This window comes from Sphingopyxis sp., assembly GCF_040216815.1.
GTDB lineage: Bacteria > Pseudomonadota > Alphaproteobacteria > Sphingomonadales > Sphingomonadaceae > Sphingopyxis.
Map to the genome: position 1 here is coordinate 698,379 of NZ_JAVJOJ010000004.1, position 20,150 is coordinate 718,528.

General features: G+C 57.4%; 17 protein-coding genes. 8 read left to right on the plus strand and 9 right to left on the minus strand.

The genetic code is table 11. The annotated features are described in order from the left end of the window. Positions 1 to 6: 6 nt before the first annotated feature. Together wecC and wecB are read right to left on the minus strand one after the other, a co-directional pair. Positions 7 to 1,302 carry a UDP-N-acetyl-D-mannosamine dehydrogenase gene (wecC, locus tag RIA72_RS07210; protein ID WP_350031629.1) on the minus strand — a complete coding sequence of 432 codons (1,296 nt, stop codon included), beginning with the start codon at positions 1,300 to 1,302 and terminating at the stop codon, positions 7 to 9. Further along, positions 1,292 to 2,362 carry a non-hydrolyzing UDP-N-acetylglucosamine 2-epimerase gene (wecB, locus tag RIA72_RS07215; RefSeq protein WP_350031630.1) on the minus strand — a complete coding sequence of 357 codons (1,071 nt, stop codon included), beginning with the start codon at positions 2,360 to 2,362 and terminating at the stop codon, positions 1,292 to 1,294. The genes wecC and wecB overlap by 11 nt, the downstream gene beginning before the upstream one ends. Before the next feature lie 245 nt (positions 2,363 to 2,607). On the opposite strand from wecB, the gene RIA72_RS07220 reads away from it, so the two are divergent. The 8 genes from RIA72_RS07220 (at position 2,608) to RIA72_RS07255 (ending at position 12,770) form a co-directional block, all read left to right on the plus strand. Next, positions 2,608 to 3,378: a metallophosphoesterase family protein gene (locus tag RIA72_RS07220; protein WP_350031631.1), complete on the plus strand. Its 771-nt coding sequence runs from the start codon at positions 2,608 to 2,610 to the stop codon at positions 3,376 to 3,378. 33 nt (positions 3,379 to 3,411) lie between these two features. Then, complete coding sequence (locus RIA72_RS07225) at positions 3,412 to 4,800, plus strand: O-antigen ligase family protein (RefSeq protein ID WP_350031632.1); 1,389 nt, start codon at positions 3,412 to 3,414, stop codon at positions 4,798 to 4,800. 92 nt (positions 4,801 to 4,892) lie between these two features. Beyond that, positions 4,893 to 5,591 (plus strand): polysaccharide biosynthesis/export family protein, encoded by a 699-nt coding sequence (locus RIA72_RS07230; RefSeq protein ID WP_350031633.1) that lies wholly within the window; start codon positions 4,893 to 4,895, stop codon positions 5,589 to 5,591. A 42-nt stretch (positions 5,592 to 5,633) separates the two neighbouring features. Beyond that, on the plus strand, positions 5,634 to 7,826 hold the full coding sequence (locus tag RIA72_RS07235; protein ID WP_350031634.1) for a GumC family protein: 2,193 nt from the start codon (positions 5,634 to 5,636) through the stop codon (positions 7,824 to 7,826). Continuing rightward, complete coding sequence (locus RIA72_RS07240; protein WP_350031635.1) at positions 7,816 to 9,051, plus strand: hypothetical protein; 1,236 nt, start codon at positions 7,816 to 7,818, stop codon at positions 9,049 to 9,051. The genes RIA72_RS07235 and RIA72_RS07240 overlap by 11 nt, the downstream gene beginning before the upstream one ends. Positions 9,052 to 9,149: 98 nt before the next feature. After that, a complete protein-coding gene (locus RIA72_RS07245) occupies positions 9,150 to 10,535 on the plus strand; it encodes a sugar transferase (RefSeq protein WP_350031636.1) in 1,386 nt (461 codons plus the stop codon). Between the two features lie 12 nt (positions 10,536 to 10,547). Continuing rightward, positions 10,548 to 11,789, plus strand: coding sequence for a hypothetical protein (locus RIA72_RS07250; RefSeq protein WP_350031637.1), 1,242 nt, complete (start codon positions 10,548 to 10,550; stop codon positions 11,787 to 11,789). Positions 11,790 to 11,798: 9 nt separating this feature from the next. After that, positions 11,799 to 12,770, plus strand: coding sequence for a GDP-mannose 4,6-dehydratase (locus RIA72_RS07255; RefSeq protein ID WP_350031638.1), 972 nt, complete (start codon positions 11,799 to 11,801; stop codon positions 12,768 to 12,770). On the opposite strand, the gene RIA72_RS07260 is transcribed toward RIA72_RS07255, so the two are convergent. The 7 genes from RIA72_RS07260 to RIA72_RS07290 all read right to left on the minus strand — a co-directional run bounded on the left by RIA72_RS07260 (position 12,767) and on the right by RIA72_RS07290 (position 20,048). Beyond that, positions 12,767 to 14,083 carry a hypothetical protein gene (locus RIA72_RS07260; RefSeq protein WP_350031639.1) on the minus strand — a complete coding sequence of 439 codons (1,317 nt, stop codon included), beginning with the start codon at positions 14,081 to 14,083 and terminating at the stop codon, positions 12,767 to 12,769. The two genes, RIA72_RS07255 and RIA72_RS07260, sit on opposite strands and share 4 nt — an antisense overlap. Positions 14,084 to 14,150: 67 nt before the next feature. Then, entirely contained in the window at positions 14,151 to 15,227 is a 1,077-nt protein-coding gene (gene gmd / locus RIA72_RS07265; RefSeq protein ID WP_350031640.1) for a GDP-mannose 4,6-dehydratase, read from the minus strand. Positions 15,228 to 15,249: 22 nt separating this feature from the next. Beyond that, complete coding sequence (locus RIA72_RS07270) at positions 15,250 to 16,188, minus strand: GDP-L-fucose synthase family protein (RefSeq protein WP_350031641.1); 939 nt, start codon at positions 16,186 to 16,188, stop codon at positions 15,250 to 15,252. Continuing rightward, positions 16,166 to 17,023, minus strand: coding sequence for a glycosyltransferase (locus RIA72_RS07275; RefSeq protein WP_350031642.1), 858 nt, complete (start codon positions 17,021 to 17,023; stop codon positions 16,166 to 16,168). The genes RIA72_RS07270 and RIA72_RS07275 overlap by 23 nt, the downstream gene beginning before the upstream one ends. Continuing rightward, positions 17,024 to 18,025, minus strand: a complete 1,002-nt coding sequence (locus RIA72_RS07280; RefSeq protein ID WP_350031643.1) for an NAD-dependent epimerase/dehydratase family protein — start codon at positions 18,023 to 18,025, stop codon at positions 17,024 to 17,026. Beyond that, positions 18,022 to 18,855 carry an FkbM family methyltransferase gene (locus tag RIA72_RS07285; protein ID WP_350031644.1) on the minus strand — a complete coding sequence of 278 codons (834 nt, stop codon included), beginning with the start codon at positions 18,853 to 18,855 and terminating at the stop codon, positions 18,022 to 18,024. Before RIA72_RS07285 ends, RIA72_RS07280 begins: the two co-directional genes overlap by 4 nt. Then, positions 18,852 to 20,048, minus strand: a complete 1,197-nt coding sequence (locus RIA72_RS07290; protein ID WP_350031645.1) for a hypothetical protein — start codon at positions 20,046 to 20,048, stop codon at positions 18,852 to 18,854. Before RIA72_RS07290 ends, RIA72_RS07285 begins: the two co-directional genes overlap by 4 nt. Between the last annotated feature and the right edge of the window lie 102 nt (positions 20,049 to 20,150).

Sequence of the window (20,150 nt, forward strand, 5' to 3'; positions counted from 1 at the left end):
AATTGGTCAGGCAGCGCGGTTGAAACGGTTGCCGTTTCCGATACTTGGCTGATCGAGCCACAGCCCGCGCGTATCATATACGATCTTGTCGCCGCGTTCTTCGAGCGGGATCGACTTGAACAGGTCGTGATCGACGAGAACGACGAGCATGTCGCAGGTCGCGAGCGCATGGTCGAGGTCGATCAACTCGGCGCCGGTTCCGGCGAACTCAGTCGGCAGGGCGCGTGCATAGGGTTCGACAATCCGGATCTGCGCGCCGAAGCGGCGCGCAAGCGCGGCGGCGACCTCGACCGCAGGGCTTTCGCGGAAATCGTCGATATTGGGTTTGAACGCGAGGCCCAGGCAGGCGACGCGCGCCGCGGGATGCTGCGACACGAGCATTTCGGCAGCGCCGATGACGTGCGCGGTCTTGGCCAGATTGACCTCGCGCGCGGTGCGGATCAGGCGGCTCTGTTCGGGCGCGCCATGGACGAGGAACCAGGGGTCGACCGCAATGCAATGGCCGCCGACGCCGGGGCCGGGCTGGAGGATATTGACGCGCGGGTGGCGGTTGGCAAGGCGGATCACCTCCCACACATCGACGCCCATATGCTCGGCCATCATCGACAGCTCGTTGGCAAAGGCGATGTTGACGTCGCGGTAGCTGTTCTCGACCAGTTTCACCATTTCGGCGGCGCGCGCCGAGGTGGTGACGCAGGCGCCGCGGACGAACTGGCGGTAAAAGGTCATCGCGCGGCGCGCGCAGCGCGGCGTGATGCCGCCGATGCAGCGGTCGTTGTCGACCAGCTCGACAAGGATGCGCCCCGGCAGCACGCGCTCGGGGCAATAAGCGACGAAGATGTCGGCGGCGCCGGTGCAGGCGCCCGGAACTTTGAGGTCGGGGCGCAACTCGGCGAGCAAAGCGGCGACCTTTTCGGTCGTGCCGACCGGTGAGGTGGATTCTAGGATGACAAGGTTGCCGGGCTGAAGCTGGGGCGCGATGGCGCGCGCCGCCGACAGGACATGGCTGATGTCTGGGCGGTGCTCGTCATCGTGCGGAGTGGGTACCGCAATCACGAACACGTCGCCGGGGGCAACGTCGGTCGAAGCAACGAGCGTACCGCGCGACACGACGCCCTGGACAAGCCCGTCGAGATCGACCTCCTCGATATGCACCTTGCCGCTGTTGACGGTGTCGACGACATGCGTGCTGACGTCGACGCCCGTGACTTTGCTGCCCGAACGCGCGATCAGCGCCGCGGTGGGCAGGCCGATATAGCCCAGACCGAGGACCGTCACATTCTGCTCGTTATCAATGGGCACGCGCAATTATCTCCGCAATTCGTTCCGCCGCGCGGCCGTCCCCGAAGGGATTATGCGCGCGCGCCATGGCATTATAGGCGTCTTCATCCTCCAAAAGGCTGAATATTTCCGAAACGATGCGATTTTTGTCGGTGCCGACGAGCCGCGCGGTGCCGGCCTCGATGCCTTCGGGACGTTCGGTGGTCTCGCGCATCACAAGCACCGGTTTGCCGAGCGAAGGCGCTTCCTCCTGCACCCCGCCGCTGTCGGTAAGGACGAGGCTGCTCATCCCCAGCAGGCGGACGAAGTGCGGATAGTCGAGCGGGTCGATCAGCGCGACATTGGAAAGTTTGCCAAGGATCGGCTCCATCGCGCTGCGCACATGCGGATTGGGATGGACCGGGAAAATCACAGCGACGTTCGGGCGCGCGGCGATGGCGGCGATGGCTTCGGCGATGGCCTTCATGCCGTCGCCGAAATTCTCGCGCCGGTGCGAGGTAACGGCGACGATGCGCTTGTCAGCGAAGCGATGGACCAGCGGGTCAAGCCCGGCCGCGAGCGCCGGTTCTTCCTCGATGCGCGCCTTCGTCGCCAGCAGCGCGTCGATCACCGTGTTGCCGGTGACGTGAATGCGATCCGCGGGCACATTTTCGGCGCGCAGCGCGGCGGCAGCGGTTTCGGTCGGCGCGAAATGCAGATCGGCGACTGCCCCCGCAACCTTGCGATTCACCTCCTCGGGCCACGGGTGATAGATGTTGCCGCTGCGCAGCCCCGCCTCGACATGGCCGACGGGAATTTTCCGAAAATAGCCCGCAAGCGTCGCGGCCATCGTCGTCAGCGTGTCGCCGTGGACGAGGATGCGATCGGGCTTTTCTTCATCGAACGTCTGGCCGAGACCGACGACGACGCGCGCAAGCAGGGCGTCGAGCGATTGGTTGGGCGTCATGACGTCAAGATCGATATCGGGGGTGATGCGCCCGATCGCCAGCACCTGATCCAGCATCTCGCGATGTTGCGCAGTCACGCAGATGCGCATATCGACCCCGCGGGCGTCGCGCAGCGCGTGGATGACTGGAAACATCTTGATCGCTTCAGGGCGTGTCCCGAAAACGGCGATGATCTTTTGTTTAGGTTGCGACGAAATCATCGTCCTCATTCCGACTGGTGAATATTTCGGAGGATAGCAGCTTAGAGTTGATCAGGATTTAACCGTCAATCGGGGCGGCGATTCATCCTTGACCTTGCTCGTATTGTCATGCACCGAGCCGCGACGGCCGTAAAATTGCCGAAACGGAATTTTTGGTACCGCAGGACGAAAACTCCCCCATGTCTTTCCTGTCCAAGTTGAGGCGCCGCGCTGCAGCTCGTTCGCGCGTGGCAGCGAGAGTGCCCGATGGCGAGCGAATTTATGCGATCGGCGATATTCATGGCTGCGACGATCTTTTCGCGCAACTGCTCGACCGGATTGCCTCAGATTGTGCCAAGCGGGAGCCTGCAAATACGACCCTGATCCTGCTGGGGGATCTCGTGGATCGCGGCCCCAGTTCGGCCGCGGTGGTCGAGCGGGCCATGACAATAGGCGAGCCCTTTTCCCGCGTTCGGTTGCTGATCGGCAATCACGAAGAAGCCTTTCTGGCCGCCATGGAAGGCGAGTTGCAGCGTCTCCGCTATTTCATTCGGATCGGCGGCGACGCCACGATCCGAAGTTATTGGGGTGACGACGAATCTTACCGCCTGGCGGAGTTTGAAGAGGTGGCTGAGCGTCTGCCATCGATTGTCCCACAACGCCATCGCGATTTTCTGGCTGGCGGTGAAGATATGATTCTCGTGGGGGATTATGTCTTCGTTCACGCGGGTGTTCGTCCGGGCCGGGCCCTTTGTGAACAGAATGTGAAGGATCTGCGGTGGATCCGAGAAGAATTCATATCTGCCGAGCCCGATTGGCAGCAAACCGTGATTCACGGGCATACAGTCTTCAATGTTGTGGATATCGGCAAAAACCGGATAGGAATCGACACGGGTGCCTATGCAAGCGGGAACTTGACGGCGATCGGCCTGGAAGCGGACCGGCAGTGGATAATCGATACCGCAAGCTGACAAGCCCTTGGCGCCTATGTATAAAACGCTGGATTGAAAAAATTTATGCTTTCAAGCAAAATAAAAGTACTCGATGAAATTAAAAGCGGAAAAAATATATATTTATTTTATCTTTCCGCTTTTGTTTGTTTGTTCGAGCTTTTTTTGGGTGGTGCACCTAATTCGCCCAATTTTAAGTTCCAGATTGGAGTATTTTTCGCCTTTCTGCTTCTGGCATGGTCTGTTTGGAAAGGGGCTTTCGGCATTCTTTTCCAGCGCGATCGATTGCTGTTCGGGGCATTGGTTGCGGTGTGGGCTGTCCCATTGCTGCAACTTATTCCAGTGCCCTCCAGCATCTGGCAAGTCTTGCCGGGCCGGGAACTGGAGCACGGCATTCTCGAGTATCTCCACCAGGGGCCATATTGGCATGCCTTGACCACCGACTTTGGCGCGACCAGCTTTTCGGTTGTAACCCTCGTTCCGCCAACGGCGATCTTTCTGTCGGCTTTGGTGTTGGATCGGACGCAACGCGAAGCTTTGGTCACCCTGATTCTCGCCGTTGCGGTCGTTGCGGCATTTGTATCCTTCTTCCAGTTCGTTTCGGCGGGGACAAGTTTCTCCTTTTACGAGACGGCTCACCAGGGGTTCGGTATCGGCTTCTTCGCCAACAGGAACCATCAGTCGGTGTTCATCGTGATTGCCATGCTGTTGGCCTCCGGGTTTCTGATTCGGGATGCCCGCGATTGGCAGGGGCAACTCATTGGCCTTGCGCTTGTCATGATCCTGGCGCTTTCGGCGGTGACGACGACATTTTCCCGCGCCGGGATGGCCTTTTTCCTCGCGGGGTTGGGCGCCGTCGCGGCCGTTATGGCCGGTTTGCGCAATATCGGCTGGCGTCCGATGCTTGTCGCGTTGCTCGGCCTGGCGGGGCTTGGCGGGGCCATTGCGAGTACCCATCAATTCGATCGCTTTCTCGCTCGGCTTCAGACGGCCGCAGATGACCAGCGGTTCGAATACGCCGTGGAGAGCATGCCGATCATTGCCGACTATTTTCCCGTGGGTTCGGGCATTGGAACATTTGTGTCGGTATATCAGAAGTATGAAACAATTGACCGGCTCGTGCCGAATTATGCCAACCATCTCCATAACGATTATCTGGAGATTTTGATGGAAGCGGGAATGCTCGGCGCATTAGCGCTGCTCCTCGGGATTGTCGCGCTAGGCCGCCTGATTTTTCGGAATCTCCGTCAGCCTTTCCGGCGAGCCAACCTTTTGGGCGCCGCAGCAGCTGTCAGTACAATTTTCTTGATGGCTCACAGCGTGATCGACTACCCGCTCCGAACCCAGGCGCTTGCGTGTTTGTTCAGCCTGCTCCTGGTCCTGATGCTTGACGATCCGCGCGCACGCCTCGAACGAATGCTCGGCAAGCGACCGCAAGGATAGTCGACCGAACCGAAAATTGGACCGGCTGGTGCCGGAAATCGAGGCTTTTGGCGTTGCTTAAGCCTACCCATGCCGTTAATGGACCGGATATTATGACCTTGCGCATTTCCTCCCTTTTTCTGGGCTTTTGGGCCGCTTCCGCCCTTGTTCTTTCCGGCTGTTCGAGCGCTCCTTCGCGCGGCGGGGTCGGCACTTATGTTGCAATCGACGATGTTGCAGTGTCCCCGCGGCCGGCGGATTATCGCATAGGGCCGCTCGACATTCTTAAGATTACCGTTTTTCAGGAGCCCGATCTGTCGGCGGACGAAGTTCCCGTGGATGCCAGCGGGAATATTTTATTGCCGTTGATCGGCCAAGTGTCTGCGGCAGGGCGCACAGGTAGCGAGCTTTCCGGGGAAATTGCGGATCGGTTGGGCAGCCGGTTTCTCGTGGACCCGCAGGTGTCGATCATCGTCGTAAAATCGGTCGCGCAACGCGTGACCGTAGAGGGCTCTGTTGAGCGGCCCGGCGTATATCCCATCGAGGGGTCGATGTCGCTGCTTCAGGCCATGGCCTTGGCGCAAGGTCCGACCCGGGTTGCGAAAACCAGCGAAGTCATCGTGTTCCGCACGATTGGGGACAAGGTTTATGCGGCCAAGTTCAACCTCGATCTGGTCCGTCGTGGGGCGCAGTCTAACCCCCAGATCCTTGGCGGAGATACGGTGGTGGTCGGCCGGTCGGCTTTAAAGGGACTCTACCGCGATCTGCTTGAAATTTCGCCGCTGTTGACCACGACGTTCATTCAACTCTGACGCAGCAGCCGAACGCGCGGAATTCTTAGGAACTTGACGAATATGCTTCAAAAGCTTGAGCCCTCGACCGGGATGATTCAGTCCGGCGCCCGTGACGTCGGCGATGTCTCCGGCGAAGCGTCGTTGCTGGGCGGAATCGACCTTCGCCAGTTGTGGGCGAGCATTTATCGGAACCGCTGGCCTGCCTTGCTGATCGTGGGTGCGACGCTCGCTGCCGGGATTTTGCTGTCTTTGCTCGCGACACCCATCTACCAGGCGAGCGCGTCGATCCAGATCGATCAGGAAGCCGCGAAGGTCATCGGTACCGAGCAAGCGAATGCCTCGGCCGCGATTCAGGATTCCGATCGGTTTTTGCGTACACAGGTCGATGTGCTGCAAAGCCGGTCGTTGCGACAGGCGGTTGCCGAGGATCTCGGCTTGTTCGACAATGCCGAGTTTCTGGAGAAAATGGACGAGGATCAGGTCGACGAAGCGAAAGGGCGTTTGACGCTCGAGGCCACACGGGAAGAAAATGTTCTGCGTATTCTGGCGGAAAATATGTCGGTCTCGTTGCCGGTTGAATCGCGTGTGGCCCAGATATTCTTCAGCAGCCCCGACCCCGAACTCGCGATGATGGTGGCGAATAGCTTCGCTGAAAATTTCATCCGCAACAATCTGCAACGCAAATTCGATACTTCCGCCTACGCCCGTGAATTTCTGAAAGAGCAGCTGGATGGGGCTGCGAAGCGCCTCAGCGCCTCGGAGCGGCAGGCGCTGGCCTATGCGCGACAGTCGCGCATCATCGACACGGGATCGGCAGGTGAGGGGGCGGCTGCGGCCAGCGCAAAAAGCCTGACCACGTCCACACTTGTGCAACTCAACCAGACATATGCGGCGGCGGTGGCGCGTCGCATCGATGCGCAGAAGCGTTGGGAAGCTGCTCGGCGTGGATCGGCGCTTGATTTGCCGATCGTGCAGTCGAACTTGGCGGTCCAGCGATTGCTGGAAGAGCGGGCCAAGGTGCGGGCCGAGTATCAGGAAGAGCTTCAGCGCCGCAAGGAAGACTATCCGACGGTCCGTCAAGCCGAAGCGAAAATTCGTGAGCTAAGCGATCAGATTGACCGGATTGCGGCCGGGATTCGCGCAACATTGCGCGAAGAATATGATGCTGCGCGCGCCCAGGAAGAAGAACTGAGCCGTCGCCTTGCCAGCCTTAAGGAAGCAACGCTGACGGAACAGGGCGCGTCGGTGGAGCTGTCGATTTTGCGCCGGGAAGCCGAGACAAATCGGCAACTCTATGACCTGCTGTTAAAGCGTTACAATGAGCTGAACGCCGAAGCGGGTGTTCAAGCCAACAATCTGGCGATTATCGACGAGGCCAATACGCCGATCAAGCCTGTCAGCCCCAATCTGCCAGTGAATATTCTGTTGTCGCTTTTGGCGGGATTGATCTTTGCCGGGCTATATGTTTTTGGCCGGGAGCAGCTCTTCAGCGCCGTACGGACGCCGGATGATGTCAGTCGCCTGCTGAACCTGTCGCTTATCGGGTCGGTGCCGAAGATGCCTCAATCGGTAGACATCGACAAAGATTTGCTGGATCCGAAGGGCGTCATGGCCGAAGCATATGCGTCGGTCCGAACGGCGTTGCTCCTGTCCTCCAACGACGGGTTGCCGAAATCGATCACATTTCTCAGCACCACTCCGTCGGAAGGCAAATCGACCTCTTGCTTTGCGGTTTCATTGTCACTCGCGCGACTTGGCAAGCGCGTGTGCGTAATCGATCTCGATCTTCGCAAGCCAAGCCAGCATAAGTTTTTCGAGTTGACGAGCGATCACGTGGGCATGTCAGAGCTGCTTTCGCAAAATGCGGATTTCGATCAAGCGGTTCGAAAGACAAAGTTTGCGAACATCGACTTTATCGGCAGTGGCCACCGGCCTCCAAATCCCACAGACTTGTTGACTGGCGCATATCCCGAACAATTACTTGCTGATATCCAGTCGAAGTACGATGTTGTCATGATCGACAGTGCGCCGGTGCTGGGTCTTTCGGATGCGCTGCTGGTCTCTGATCTTGCCGCTCTTACTATCTTCGTGGTAGAATCGGGCCGTATCCATGCCGGTTCGGTTCAAAACGCACTTGCGCGACTTCGTCAGTCAAACGGGCATATCGGCGGCGTCTTGTTGACCAAATTTGATGCGCAGGCCTCCGGATACTCCAATTACGAATATCAGTATCAGTATCGCTATGGACATTGAGACCCCAAAGGCTGAGCATGTTGGGGCGAAGTTTCGCCTTCTCATATTCGTCCTCTTTTCCGCTGCGATAGCTTTATTGCTTATGCGCTGGACATCCGAATTTTCGACGCAAAGGACGTTGGATAACGGGGTGTTTGCCGCATCGGAGGCGTGCATGCCGAAGCTGGAGAAGCCAGGTGGGTGCCGCGAGCAGCTGTCGTGGGTCGCGGAGCGTGCGCCGCTCAGCGTCGATCCAGTAGCAGGCCTTGTCCGAATAGAAAGAGAAGGGGAGGGTGCGGATTCGCGGGTACTCGCGGGTGAGAAACTGCTCGCCGAGATGGGCTTCCGTTCGACGCTTGCGCAACAGCTGTTGTTGACTTCGGCGCTGGAGCGGAGGAATTTTGTAGAAATACTTCTGCGCAGCGATGCCTTGTTAAGGCGCGAAAAGCTGCAGAAAGAAGTGCTGCCGATCATGCTTGTGGCTGCCGGGGACGAGTCCACGCGCGAGCCTTTAATCACGGCCCTCGCGCGCGAGCCAGATTGGCGGCTTGCTTTCATGACCCATCCGGGAGGTTTTGCGCGGGCGGATTTGCGCGCGGCGCGCGCTGAAGTGCTTGACGAGATGATGACGCGCAAGATCCCGATCTTGCAGGTGGAAATCGCCCATGCGCTACGAGCTTTGGCTAGTGAGCAAGAAAATGAAGCGGCCTATCGGCTGTGGAAAAAATACCGGGGTCTGGATAATCGCAATTTTTTTGTATTCGATCCTCGGTTCGAATTTGTGGCTCGCGATCGCGGCAACGAAGCCGGGAGTGAGATCCCCTTCGAATGGCGCCTCCTCAAAGGCCGGGGGTATCGTGCGCAGCTGCGAGAATCGACCAAGCAGAATAATCTGACGTTATCGTGGAATGGCCGCGGCAGCCCGACAATGCTGGAGCAGAAAGTTCGTCTGGACCGCGGAAAGGCCTATAGCCTGCAGATTTTGGCAACCGATCCGGCTCCCGTTGTCGCTCGGCGTTTTACTGTGTCGCTGGATTGTCCGGGCCTGGCACCGGTTCAGTTCGTCGATTTCAGGCCAGCAGTGGGTCCTGGCCAACCGGAAACGGTCAAGGCGAATGAAGTCATTCAGTGTGACTTTCCGGTTTTGCGGGTCCGGGGCAATGCCGTTGATGCCGGCGATCGTGGGGGACGCACGAGTATCTCCTATCTGGCAATTCGGCAGGCCGTCGGATCGAATGGCCTATAAAAGCATTTACGATCGGCGACTGGATGTGTTTCGTTCTGAGGACATTCGCTTCATGACGACGCCGCTTCTCGTGATTGGCGCGAAAGTGCAGGAATGATATGACACAGCACGTCGACGTCCGATTTCTCGATTGGATCGCAAAGCGGCCCAAGGAATCGTTCGGGGCCCGGCGATTGCGAGTCGTCCTCCAACTCCTTGTCCTGGATTGCCTCTGCATCGCAGTGGCGTTTTTTGGAGTCGGCCTGGCTGCACCGCGTGAATTCGATCTTGAGCAAACGACCAGCTTGGCGATTGTCGCGATCGTCTCATATATCTTTGCAGCAATTAACAACAGTACCTTTGCCGCGACACTCGTGCTGGATATCGGAGAGAATCTGAAGCGAGCGCTTGTCACATTGACGCTATCCGCGATCGCCATCCTCACCTTCATGTTTTTTCTGAGGGTCGGTTCGCAATTCTCCAGACTTTTGGTGTTCTCCGGATTGCTGGCCTCGGCGGTCCTGCTCGTTATCGGCCGCTATATACATTCGCGCATTTTCGCGCGTCGAGGGCCATCCGAGCTGACCGGAGAACTGTGGATAAAGGCTGGGGCAACCCTTGGGCCTCATCCCCCGCCCTATGTAATGGATGCAGAGGAACTGGGATTGACGCCGGATCTTGCGAACCCTGCGGCGGTCGCGCGGCTTGGTCAGGCGACCGACGGCTTTGACAGGGTGGTTGTGCATTGTCCACGCGAAAGCCGGAACGAATGGGCGGCGTTCCTGCGATCTCAGGATATCCCCGGCGAGATCGTTGCGCCCGAACTTAACGAATTCAAACCGCTCGCGCTGGGTCAACGCCGTGGTCAGGCGACCCTGCTTGTCTCGTCGGGGCACCTGTCGTTCGGGAGCATGATCCAGAAACGCATTTTCGATCTGGTGCTGACGGGATCGAGCCTTCTTCTGCTTTCACCGCTGTTTGTTATCATTGCAATCGCGATTAAGCTCGAATCGCGCGGGCCCGTGCTTTTCTTTCAGGAAAGGGTCGGCACGGGAAATCGGAGGTTCCGCATATGGAAGTTTCGGTCGATGTATCACGATCTGCGGGACGAGCGGGGAGACCGATCCACCGAAAGATTTGATCCAAGGGTTACTCGGGTCGGAAATATCCTCCGGCGAACAAGTCTGGACGAGCTGCCTCAACTCTTCAACGTATTGATCGGCGACATGAGCCTGGTGGGACCGCGACCCCATGCTCTTGGTTCGCGGGCCAGCGAACGGCTCTTCTGGGACATCGACAGTCGGTATTGGTACCGGCACGCCGTGAAACCCGGAATAACGGGACTGGCCCAAGTGCGTGGTTTCCGGGGCGCCACCGAAACGCAGGATGACATTCTTAATCGTCTGGAATCGGACCTTGAATATATCTACCGGTGGAGCTTGGCGCTCGACGTGGTCATCCTTATCCGAACGCTGCTTGTGCTTCTGCACAAGAATAGTTTTTAAGCAGCTGCCGGCGTGAACATGACATCCCAGCTTGGACGAGAAGCGTTGCGCGACAGGAACAGGCTCGGGCTTTTTGGCCTGGCACTGCTCCCGCTCATGTTGCTGCTGCCGTTTATTTATTGGCCGAAAATTACCGATTTCGACACGCAGCCAACGATCGTGGCGGGTATTGCGCTGGCGTTTGTCTTTTTCTGGCCTTCGCACGAACGACGAATCTCTTATGGGATGGTGAAGCTGATCGTCCTGGTCGTCGCGGCGATCGCAATCTATGTGGCGCGCGGACCCGAGACCGAATTTGCAATTCGATACGGGCTGATTCTGTTGACTTTCTTGGCTCTGTGGAACCTCGGAGAGCGTGGCGCGGCGGATTATCTCGCGCCTTTTGTCCGTGCGACGATCGTCATCTGGTTCGCGTTCGGCCTGTATCAGACGATCGGGATCCGCCTGGGCTGGGATATGGACTTTACCGGCAGGTTTGTCGCTTCTTACAGCGGCGTCCCATCGATCACCGCGGAACCGTCCTTTTACGGTAGCCTGTCGGTCCTGCAGATCATGATCCTGGCGTCGAATCACGTTCGGCGGAACATACCATTTTACGTCTTGGCGGCGATGAGCGTCCTGATGAGCGGGTCGCTTCTGGCGTTTCTTTTCTTCCTTTTTCCTGTCTGGCTCTTGCCGGCGCGCTGGAAACTGGCCGGCGCACTTGCCGTGGTTGTCCTGTTGCTGCTCGGGGTCCAGGTGATGGAATCCGGATTTTTTGCGCGCGTTCAAAAGTTCCAGCTTTCGGGGCTGGGCTCTGACATCATGGGGATCGACATCAGCCTCAATTTGCGGTTCGGGCATATATGGTATATTTTTTACGAAAATATTCTGCGCGAATTGTCGCTGGTAAACAGTGTCGATTTTTTCTTTGAGTATAATCATTGGGCTTCGCGCAATCCGCTGATTTATCCCACATCCACCGACTTCATTCTTCCGTCGGGTGGTGAACTGATATTTCGATCGGGGCCGGTGGGTCTGTTGATCATGCTCTATATCATTCTGTTTGCCAGCCGGACGGCCGAAGAGCGTAACATGCGACTGCTGAAGGTTGGTTTCGTGACAGCCTGTCTGCTCAATCCCATGTCGTTGGCAAATCCGTTTTTTATTCTCTATATCCACCAGCGCGTCGGCTTTCAGGCCCGCAGTTCGAGGTCGTCGGCCAGTGGCCCGGATCGGACCGAAAAAACGCACGTTGCACACGCATCTACTTAGGGGTCTGCATTGAGTATCGGGTGTGCCGTAATCACAGGGGCAAGCGGCCAGGACGGTCGTTTGATGGCGAATCTGCTATCCCGCCGCGGTTTCCGGGTCGTCGGTGTCACCGGTCGCCCTGTCGGGGATGGTGGGGGTGCTGGTTTCTCCGAGATCATCGAAATCGACTATGCCGATGTGGGTGCCTTGTCCGCCATCGTGGCCGACGTTCGGCCCGACTTCTTGTTCAACTATGCTGCGCTTTCGACCGGAGCGGATTTTTTTGCCGCTTTCCCGCTCGTGATGCAGCGCAACAGTGATTTCGTCATCGCGTTGCTGGAAGCCATAAGGATCGAATCGCCGGCGACGCGCTTTTTTCAGGCATCGAGCTCCGAGATGTTCGGCCGGGTCGATATAACGCCGCAGACCGAGACAACGCCCTGCCAGCCGATTAGCCCCTATGGCCTCGCGAAGTTTACTGCGCATCGCGCGGTAGCCATCTATCGGGAAGCCTACGGCCTTTTTGCCTGTAGCGGGATATTGTACAATCACGACAGTCCGCTCCGCCGCCCGGACTATGTCCTGGCGAAAATTGCGAAGGCCGTTGCCGAGATCAAGGCAGGATTCCGTAGCGAACTCGAACTGGGCCGTCTAGACGTCTATCGGGATTGGGGCGATGCCAGAGAATATGCGGAGGCGATCTATCGCATCATCAGCGCCAATGATCCGGCAGATTATGTGATCGCAACGGGGCGAACGACCTGCTTGGCCGACGTTTGCGCGAACGCTTTCGCTTATGTGGGCTTGAAAGCGGACGACTATATAAAGACCGACCCGTCGCTGATCCGTCCCGTCGAAACGGCCCAGCTGTGCGGAGATCCTTCAAAGATCGAACGCGATCTGGGCTGGCGTGCGGTGAATGGCCCGCACGAGGTGATGCGCGATATGATCGACGCCAACCTTGCGAAACTGCACGGGGGCGTCACCGCCCGCAGCGGTTAGTGGACAGCCGACAAGTGCAGGCGAGCGTGCCACATGGCCCGTATATAGTCGGTTAGTGAAACTCCGAAATCGCGGCGTATTCGCCTTACGATCATCGGGGCGGTGATCCCCGATTGGACGGCCAGCACAGCCAGCAGCAGCGTGTTCGCGTAAACATGGCCTGAAACTATCGCCACGGCCACCGCCAACCAGGCGATGGTGAATCCACACAAATACAGGCGGACAAAGTCGAACCGGTCGATGGCCAGCCACATGTTCACGAATATCAGGATGTTGGCTTCCAGCCAGAAACAGGCCGCCAGGACGGCCAAGGTGGATCTCGGAGGCAAGGTCGCCGCAAGCGTTGGGATGAATTTGAAAATCTCTGGACCAACAAGAATCAATCCCGCCGACGCAACTATAAAGGCGAGATTTACCAGCTTGCCTAGATGGCCAAGTTCCGCACCAATCGCCGCGGGGTTTCCGGTTCGGCCCGCCGCGATCAGCGGTGCGACCCTCATGTTGAGGGGGACGGCCGCAAGAATCACGACAAAGCCGTATATTTGGATGGCGAGCCCAAGACTGGCGGCATCCATCGCTGATGGCATAGTCGTCGATAGATAGAGAAACACACCCCGGTACAAGAAGTAGGACGAGACGGCGAAAGCGGCCTGCATAGCGCTTCGACGCAGAAGCATCCTCACGGTCAACCGGGCGGGTTCGACGGCCTCAGGGAGAGCCATCTGTCGAATTGATTTCCGAGCAGCGAGCTCGAGCAACAGCCCCGTCAAAGCAAAACTCGCGAGGACAGCAATAGAGAGGCCGAGCAGCCCATATCCGGCCCAGGCCAAGGCCGCTGCAATCGCAAGATTTATCAATCGGCCGAGGCTGCCAATTCCGGTAAATGTCGTTATGTTTCCGGTCGCGACAAGCTGGCAGCTCCGATAGCTCGTCAAATAATATATGAAGTAGGCAAGGCAGAAGCCTAGCCAGGGAAGCAGCCAGCCATGCTTCGCGGCGCCATAATCGATGGATGTCAGATACAGGCCGCCCGAAACCGCCATGAAAATCGAGCCAACGCTGCTGAATTGTGCATAGCCTCTGCCGACCAGTCGCACCGTTGCCAAATAGGGCGACCTGTCGAGCCATGCGCGACTGATGGTCCGGGTCGACACGACGTTCAGCGCGCTTTCGAGATGGATCAAGCCGCTTCCGATGGTCGTAAACAGAACCCACATAAGATAATCGTCGGTATTCAGGAAGATTAGGGCGATCAGCAGAATCCCTATGCTGACGCCGAGGTTCAACCCCTGAAAGACGAATGCGCTTTTCACGTTTCTCCTGATATTTCCCCGATGCATTGAGCGGCCGACGCATCACGTCGGCCGCTCACGCTACCGCTTAAATTCCACTTTGGCGGATGAGCATTTCATGCTGCGCTTCGCGATAGTCGTAATCAACCATTTCGGTGATCATCTCGTCGAGCGTGATCTGTGGGCGCCAACCAAGCTTTTCGGCGGCCTTCGTCGCATCGCCAAGGAGGGTTTCGACCTCGGTTGGACGGTAGTAATAGGGGTTGACGCGAACGATGACGTCGCCGACCTGAACTTCCGCCTTGTCGCCTTCAATCCGCTCGACGATGCCAACCTCATTTTCAGCTTCTCCCTCGAACTTGAGGAAGATACCCAGGCGTTGGGCCGACCGCTTTACAAATTCACGGACTGAATACTGAACACCTGTTGCGATGACAAAGTCTTCGGGTGCGTTCTGCTGCAGCATGAGCCACTGCATCGCAACATAATCCTTGGCGTGCCCCCAGTCGCGCAGCGCATCCATGTTGCCGAGGCTCAAGGTCTTTTCGATGCCCAACGCGATGCGGGCAAGTCCGCGGGTGATCTTGCGCGTCACAAAGGTTTCGCCGCGCAGTTTGCTCTCGTGATTAAAGAGGATGCCGTTGCAGGCGTATATCCCATATGCCTCGCGATAATTGACCGTGATCCAATAGGCGTAGAGTTTGGCAACGGCATAGGGGCTGCGGGGGTAAAAGGGGGTGGTTTCTCGCTGCGGAATTTCTTGGACAAGCCCATAAAGCTCGCTGGTGCTCGCCTGATAAAAGCGCGTCTTCTTTTCGAAGCCCAGAAGGCGAATGGCCTCGAGCAAGCGCAACGCGCCGAGGCCGTCCGCATTGGCCGTATATTCGGGCTCTTCAAAACTGACCGCTACGTGGCTTTGCGCGGCGAGGTTATAGATTTCATCGGGCTGTACCGCGCCGACGATCCGAACGAGGTTCGTTGAATCGGTGAGATCGCCGTAATGGAGATGAAAGTTCGGATGATCGTAGAGATGGTCGATGCGAGCGGTGTTGAAGAGGCTGCTGCGGCGTTTGATGCCGTGAACTTCATACCCTTTTTCAAGCAGTAGCTCAGATAGATAGGCCCCGTCCTGTCCGGTAACGCCCGTAATGATGGCCTTTTTCATCGTTTATCCTTTGTAAAACTGTTCATCCAGGGAAAAAGGGAGATGCGCGATAGGCAGCGGCGATACCGTCCTCAAGCTCGGTTTTCGCACGCCAACCAAGCGCGGCAAGCTTGCTGTTGTCCATGAGCTTGCGCGGAGTGCCATCCGGTTTTGACGTGTCAAAGTGCAGGTCGCCCGCAAACCCGACAACCTCGCAGACAAGGCGAGCAAGGTCGGCGATCGAGATGTCGTCACCCTTGCTGATGTTGACCAGATGACCGGGATAGCCCTGCTCCATCAGGAAGACGCACCCATCTGCAAGATCATCGGCATACATGAATTCGCGGCGGGGCGTGCCGGTCCCCCAAACCACGATCTTGTCGGCACCCGATATCTTGGCTTCATGGGCCTTGCGGATCAGCGCCGCCATCACGTGACTATGTTCGGGATGATAATTATCCCCAATACCATAAGTATTTGTAGGCATAGCACTGATATAGCGACGACCATATTGCAGGTTATAATTTTCGCACATTTTTACGCCGGCGATTTTGGCAATCGCATAGGGCTCATTCGTGTATTCGAGCGCCGAGGTTAAGAGATAGTCTTCCTTTATCGGTTGGGGGCAGTCACGCGGATAAATACAGCTCGATCCAAGGAAGAGCAGGTCCTCGACGCCAGCGAGATGCGCGCCGTGAATTACGTTGGCTTCGATCATCAGATTGTCGTAAAGGAACTCGGCCCGTAGCGTATTATTCGCGACAATGCCTCCCACCTTCGCTGCTGCCACGAATACGTACTGCGGCTTCTCCGCAGCGAGCATTTCATGCACTGCTTCCGATCGCCGGAGATCCAGTTCAGATGAAGAGAAGGTAACGATGTTCGTGTAGCCGCCGTCGCGCAGTCGTCGACCGATGGCCTGGCCGACCATGCCGTTGTGCCCGGCAAGATAGATTTTGTCAGACTTGGAAACTCGAGACATTGCTGCTTCCTGTGGTGACGCTGTCGATGTACGACAGCCGTGCGGCGGTCGGGAACCGGCGGCGCCAGTCGATCGGGCTGATTGAATGAATGGCCCGACCGAACGCCTTGTAAAGTAATTTGACGGCAACGGCGACGGGCGGAACGAAGGGCCCATAATGGCGACGATAGGCAGAATAAACCGAGCGGTTATTCTTGAGGATTTTCTGCGTGGAGCTGTTTGAAAACCCTCCCTCGCCCATCAGCGTGCCGATGCGTTTGCTGGAGACGATCGAGGGATTTCTGTTCCAAATGCGCAGGAAATAATCGATGTCCGCTGCCGTATCTAAGATGTCGAATCGCTCCGACTGGAGGAGATCGGTGCGTCCGAACGTGCCGTAATGTGGATTATGGAGCCCCAGCCGCATCATGCCGCGCGCAGAAGGCGAACTGTGGGTGATGCGCCGCACATGCCGGTCGTCGATGAAGGCGACCGAGTGGATGAAAAGGTCGGCTTTGCCGAGCGCAGCTAGTACCTCGCTAGCCATGACTTCGCCCGTGAAAAGATCGTCGCTGCCCAACCAGCCCATATAGGGAGTTGCGATACGTTCGAGCCCCTTGTTCAGACCGTCAAAAATGCCCTTGTCGCGTTCGCTCAACAAAGCGTCGCCGGGGAGCAGGGCTGCGCGGATCGCTTCCACAAGATCAGGGGACGATCCTCCATCGATCACCAACACGCGGACAGCGTCCACATCATCGAAGTGACGAACGCTGCGAATTGTCGCGAGAATCCTGGGGTCGCGAAAACTGGGGATCAGAATGGTGAGCGATGGCGTCACTGCGACGTATCCGATCAATTATGCGCGATCGTTTCTCGACCGATGTTCGATCACAAAATCGATGAGCTCATGCAACCCGTCGCGGAAAGGCACTGTCACTTGCCAGCCAAGAAGGTCGCGCGCCACGGTTGTGTCAGCAAAGCGGCCAATGTCGCCCGTCGGCTTGGTCGTGTCATAATTGATCTGATCGACCTGTACGCCGGGGTGTTCGAGGATCAGTTCGGCCACCGTTCGAATGGTGGTGCAATGATCCGGTCCAAGCATGATATTCGCTTTTTTTTCCGTCAGGCCGATCGACTTCCTTACGCCTTCCACGACGTCGCGCACATGCAGGAATGCGCGCCCCTGCATCCCATCGCCCCACACGTCGATGGTGCCGTTTCGCGAGGTGAGCGCTTTGTAGATGAGCGACGGGATCACTTGTGATGTAGGTTGGTCGTACACGCAGGGCCAGCCATAAACATTGTGCAAATCGAGTACCGTGAGCTGCGTGGGCCCGTCTTGCAGGGCCAGCGAAAATTCGATTTCACCGATGAGCTTGCTCCAGCCATAGCCCGATTCCGGATCCGCCGGAAATTTCAAGGATTCGCGCAATTGGGAATCCTCCACGGACCGTTGTAATCCTTGCGGGTAGGAACAGGCTGTACCGAGGTAAATCAGCTGGCGCGGCCGATACTCGCGCACCAGCCTGGCGATCTGGGTATTGATCAGGACGTTCTTCTGAAAGATCGCCCATTCGTTTGAAAATACATAGCCAATTCCGGCAACGATATCGGCCGTGTGCACTATCACCGCGTTCGGATCCATATCGACATACCAGTCGCGGTCCGCGGCGATGTCGGCATGGCGAAAGTCGAATTGAGGATGCTCCAGAAAAGCGGCCATATTGGCCGTGGACCCACGCCACAGATTATCCACGCCAACCACATCATACCCGTCCGCGAGTAGGGCTGCGCAAAGGTTCGATCCGATCATACCTGCCGAACCGGTGACATAAGTCTTGCTAATCTCTTTGGTCATGACTTGAGGGAGATCCTGGTTTCGTTATGAGAAAAGAAGAAGTTGTTGATGTATTTGTCTTTATCCGCGGCTGGACCATGCAGCCTTCGTTCCAGATCTTCCGGACGTTGATTCTCTTCTATTGACCGGCCGTCATGGGGGACAAATTTCTCGCCCTTCATGACCGACGCCGAATAGCCCAGGTCGAACATGAACTCGAATACCTGATAATATTCGGGATTATGGCGCTGTTCGATCTCGATCATCACCATAGGGTGGTGCTTTTCGATTATTCGTCGCGCGCCGACGAGGGCATTAAACTCATATCCTTCGACATCAATCTTGATAAAATCGATCTGGCGGTCCTCTCCAATATTGCTCGCACAATAATCGTCAAGCGCGATCTGCGGAACATCTTCCCACAGCGCGCCTTCTTGACGAGCAATGGGATTATCCGCGCTTACGCTGGCGTAATAGCGATCATTGGAATCGGCGCCCGGCGTATAGAGTCTGACAGTCGAGGCCTTCTCGCCGACTGCGGCGCGCACGACGCGAACGTTGGAAAAGCGCGTCGCCGCGCGCAGCGCGCGATTATGCTCACGCCCCGGTTCAAAAGCATGAATTTCGCGAGCAGCGTGCTTGAGTATCCAGCAGAAAGACCCCATGGCCGCGCCCACATCAAGCACGACGTCCATCGAGCGCGCCGGCAAGGCGTGGAGGACGCGCATCTCGGGTTCGTGATAGAAGAGACGCGGCGACACCCAGCGCAGCATCGTGCGGCGGAATACCGCCTCGCTGGCCGGGAAGCGCGCGAATAATGACTTCGCGGACGACTTGATGAGCTTTTTCACGACGCCGCGTCGCCTTTTGCCATGGATGCCGGTGCGGGGGAGCCAGATTGCCGATCCAGCGCACCGGGAGCGTCCTGGAAAATTTTTTCCAAGGCGTGTCCTACGTTGGTCAGCCCAAATTCCGAGTGATCAATCTTTGCCAAGCGCTGCTGGCGGGTGGCGCGCATTCTTTCTCTCCATTCGTGCGACGCAAGTTTGTCGCGAATTTCCGACGCCGATGAGCAAATCGTGACCGCGTCCTCGCCAAAAGCGGCCTGCATCGCTCTGAAACATTTGCGATCATAAGCAATGAGATGAAGGCCCGCTGCAAGGGCGTCGGTGGCCGCGGCGGACAGCGTATAGTCGTAGCCGCTGGTGTTCGGCATGATCGCTACGTCGCAACCGGCAAGCGTTTCCATAAAAGCGGCGGTGTCATCCAATGGCCTGGTTTCGCCCGTCCGGATATTTTTGAGCATGCCGCCACCGATCTGCATGAAATCGACGTCGGGTAGTTCCTTTGCGAGCATCTCGAACGTGTCGAAACCCTTGCCTGCCGTGTTGAAGCCCACAAAGCAGCTGCGCAGGGGCGCATCAGGCGCGATGCGCTGACCTTCCGACGCACTGGCAATCATCGGCATGGGCAGGACGAACAACTGGTCGTTGCCAACCGAGTTCGGATAAAATTGGCGAACCCCCTCGGCGATCCAGGATCCCAATACGGCGATCTTGATGGGGGAACGGCGCCCGCGCATTCGATGCCACACCAAATTTGCGTGGCCATAGCTGCCGAGGCGTGGCCGGGGCGTGGTGACGGCCGCTTCAACTTCATTGTGCTGAAGAACGACGACGTTGCGCCGAGGAAGTATGCGGAGCAAATATTCGAGGAGGACCAGCGCCGTCGGAAATATCGTCGCGACGATGAGCGTGTCTTTCTTGCCCATCGACAATATGATCCTAAGCGTCGTCCATGCTTCCAACAAGGTTTTGCGAACCAGCCAGCGCTTATCGGGATCGATTACCGGGATGGTCCGGAAATCCGCGAGCGTCCGTGCTTCACCGCTGAGGCAATCGATAAAGCTGTGATGCGCAAAAACAAGTGGCTTGCCGAATTTGGACCGCGCCCCCACCTGCTGCCAAGCTTTCAAAAATCCGTCCGTGACGGTTGAATGATAGTGCCGTACCTTGCTCACCTCGGCGATTATCAGGCGCGACATATACCGTTGTTCCAGAAGTAAAGTTGACCGAGCGGACGGGAAGGGGGCACGTGGACGAAGCCGCCTAGCATCGACCAATGCCGATTGCAACGCAAGGTCAGC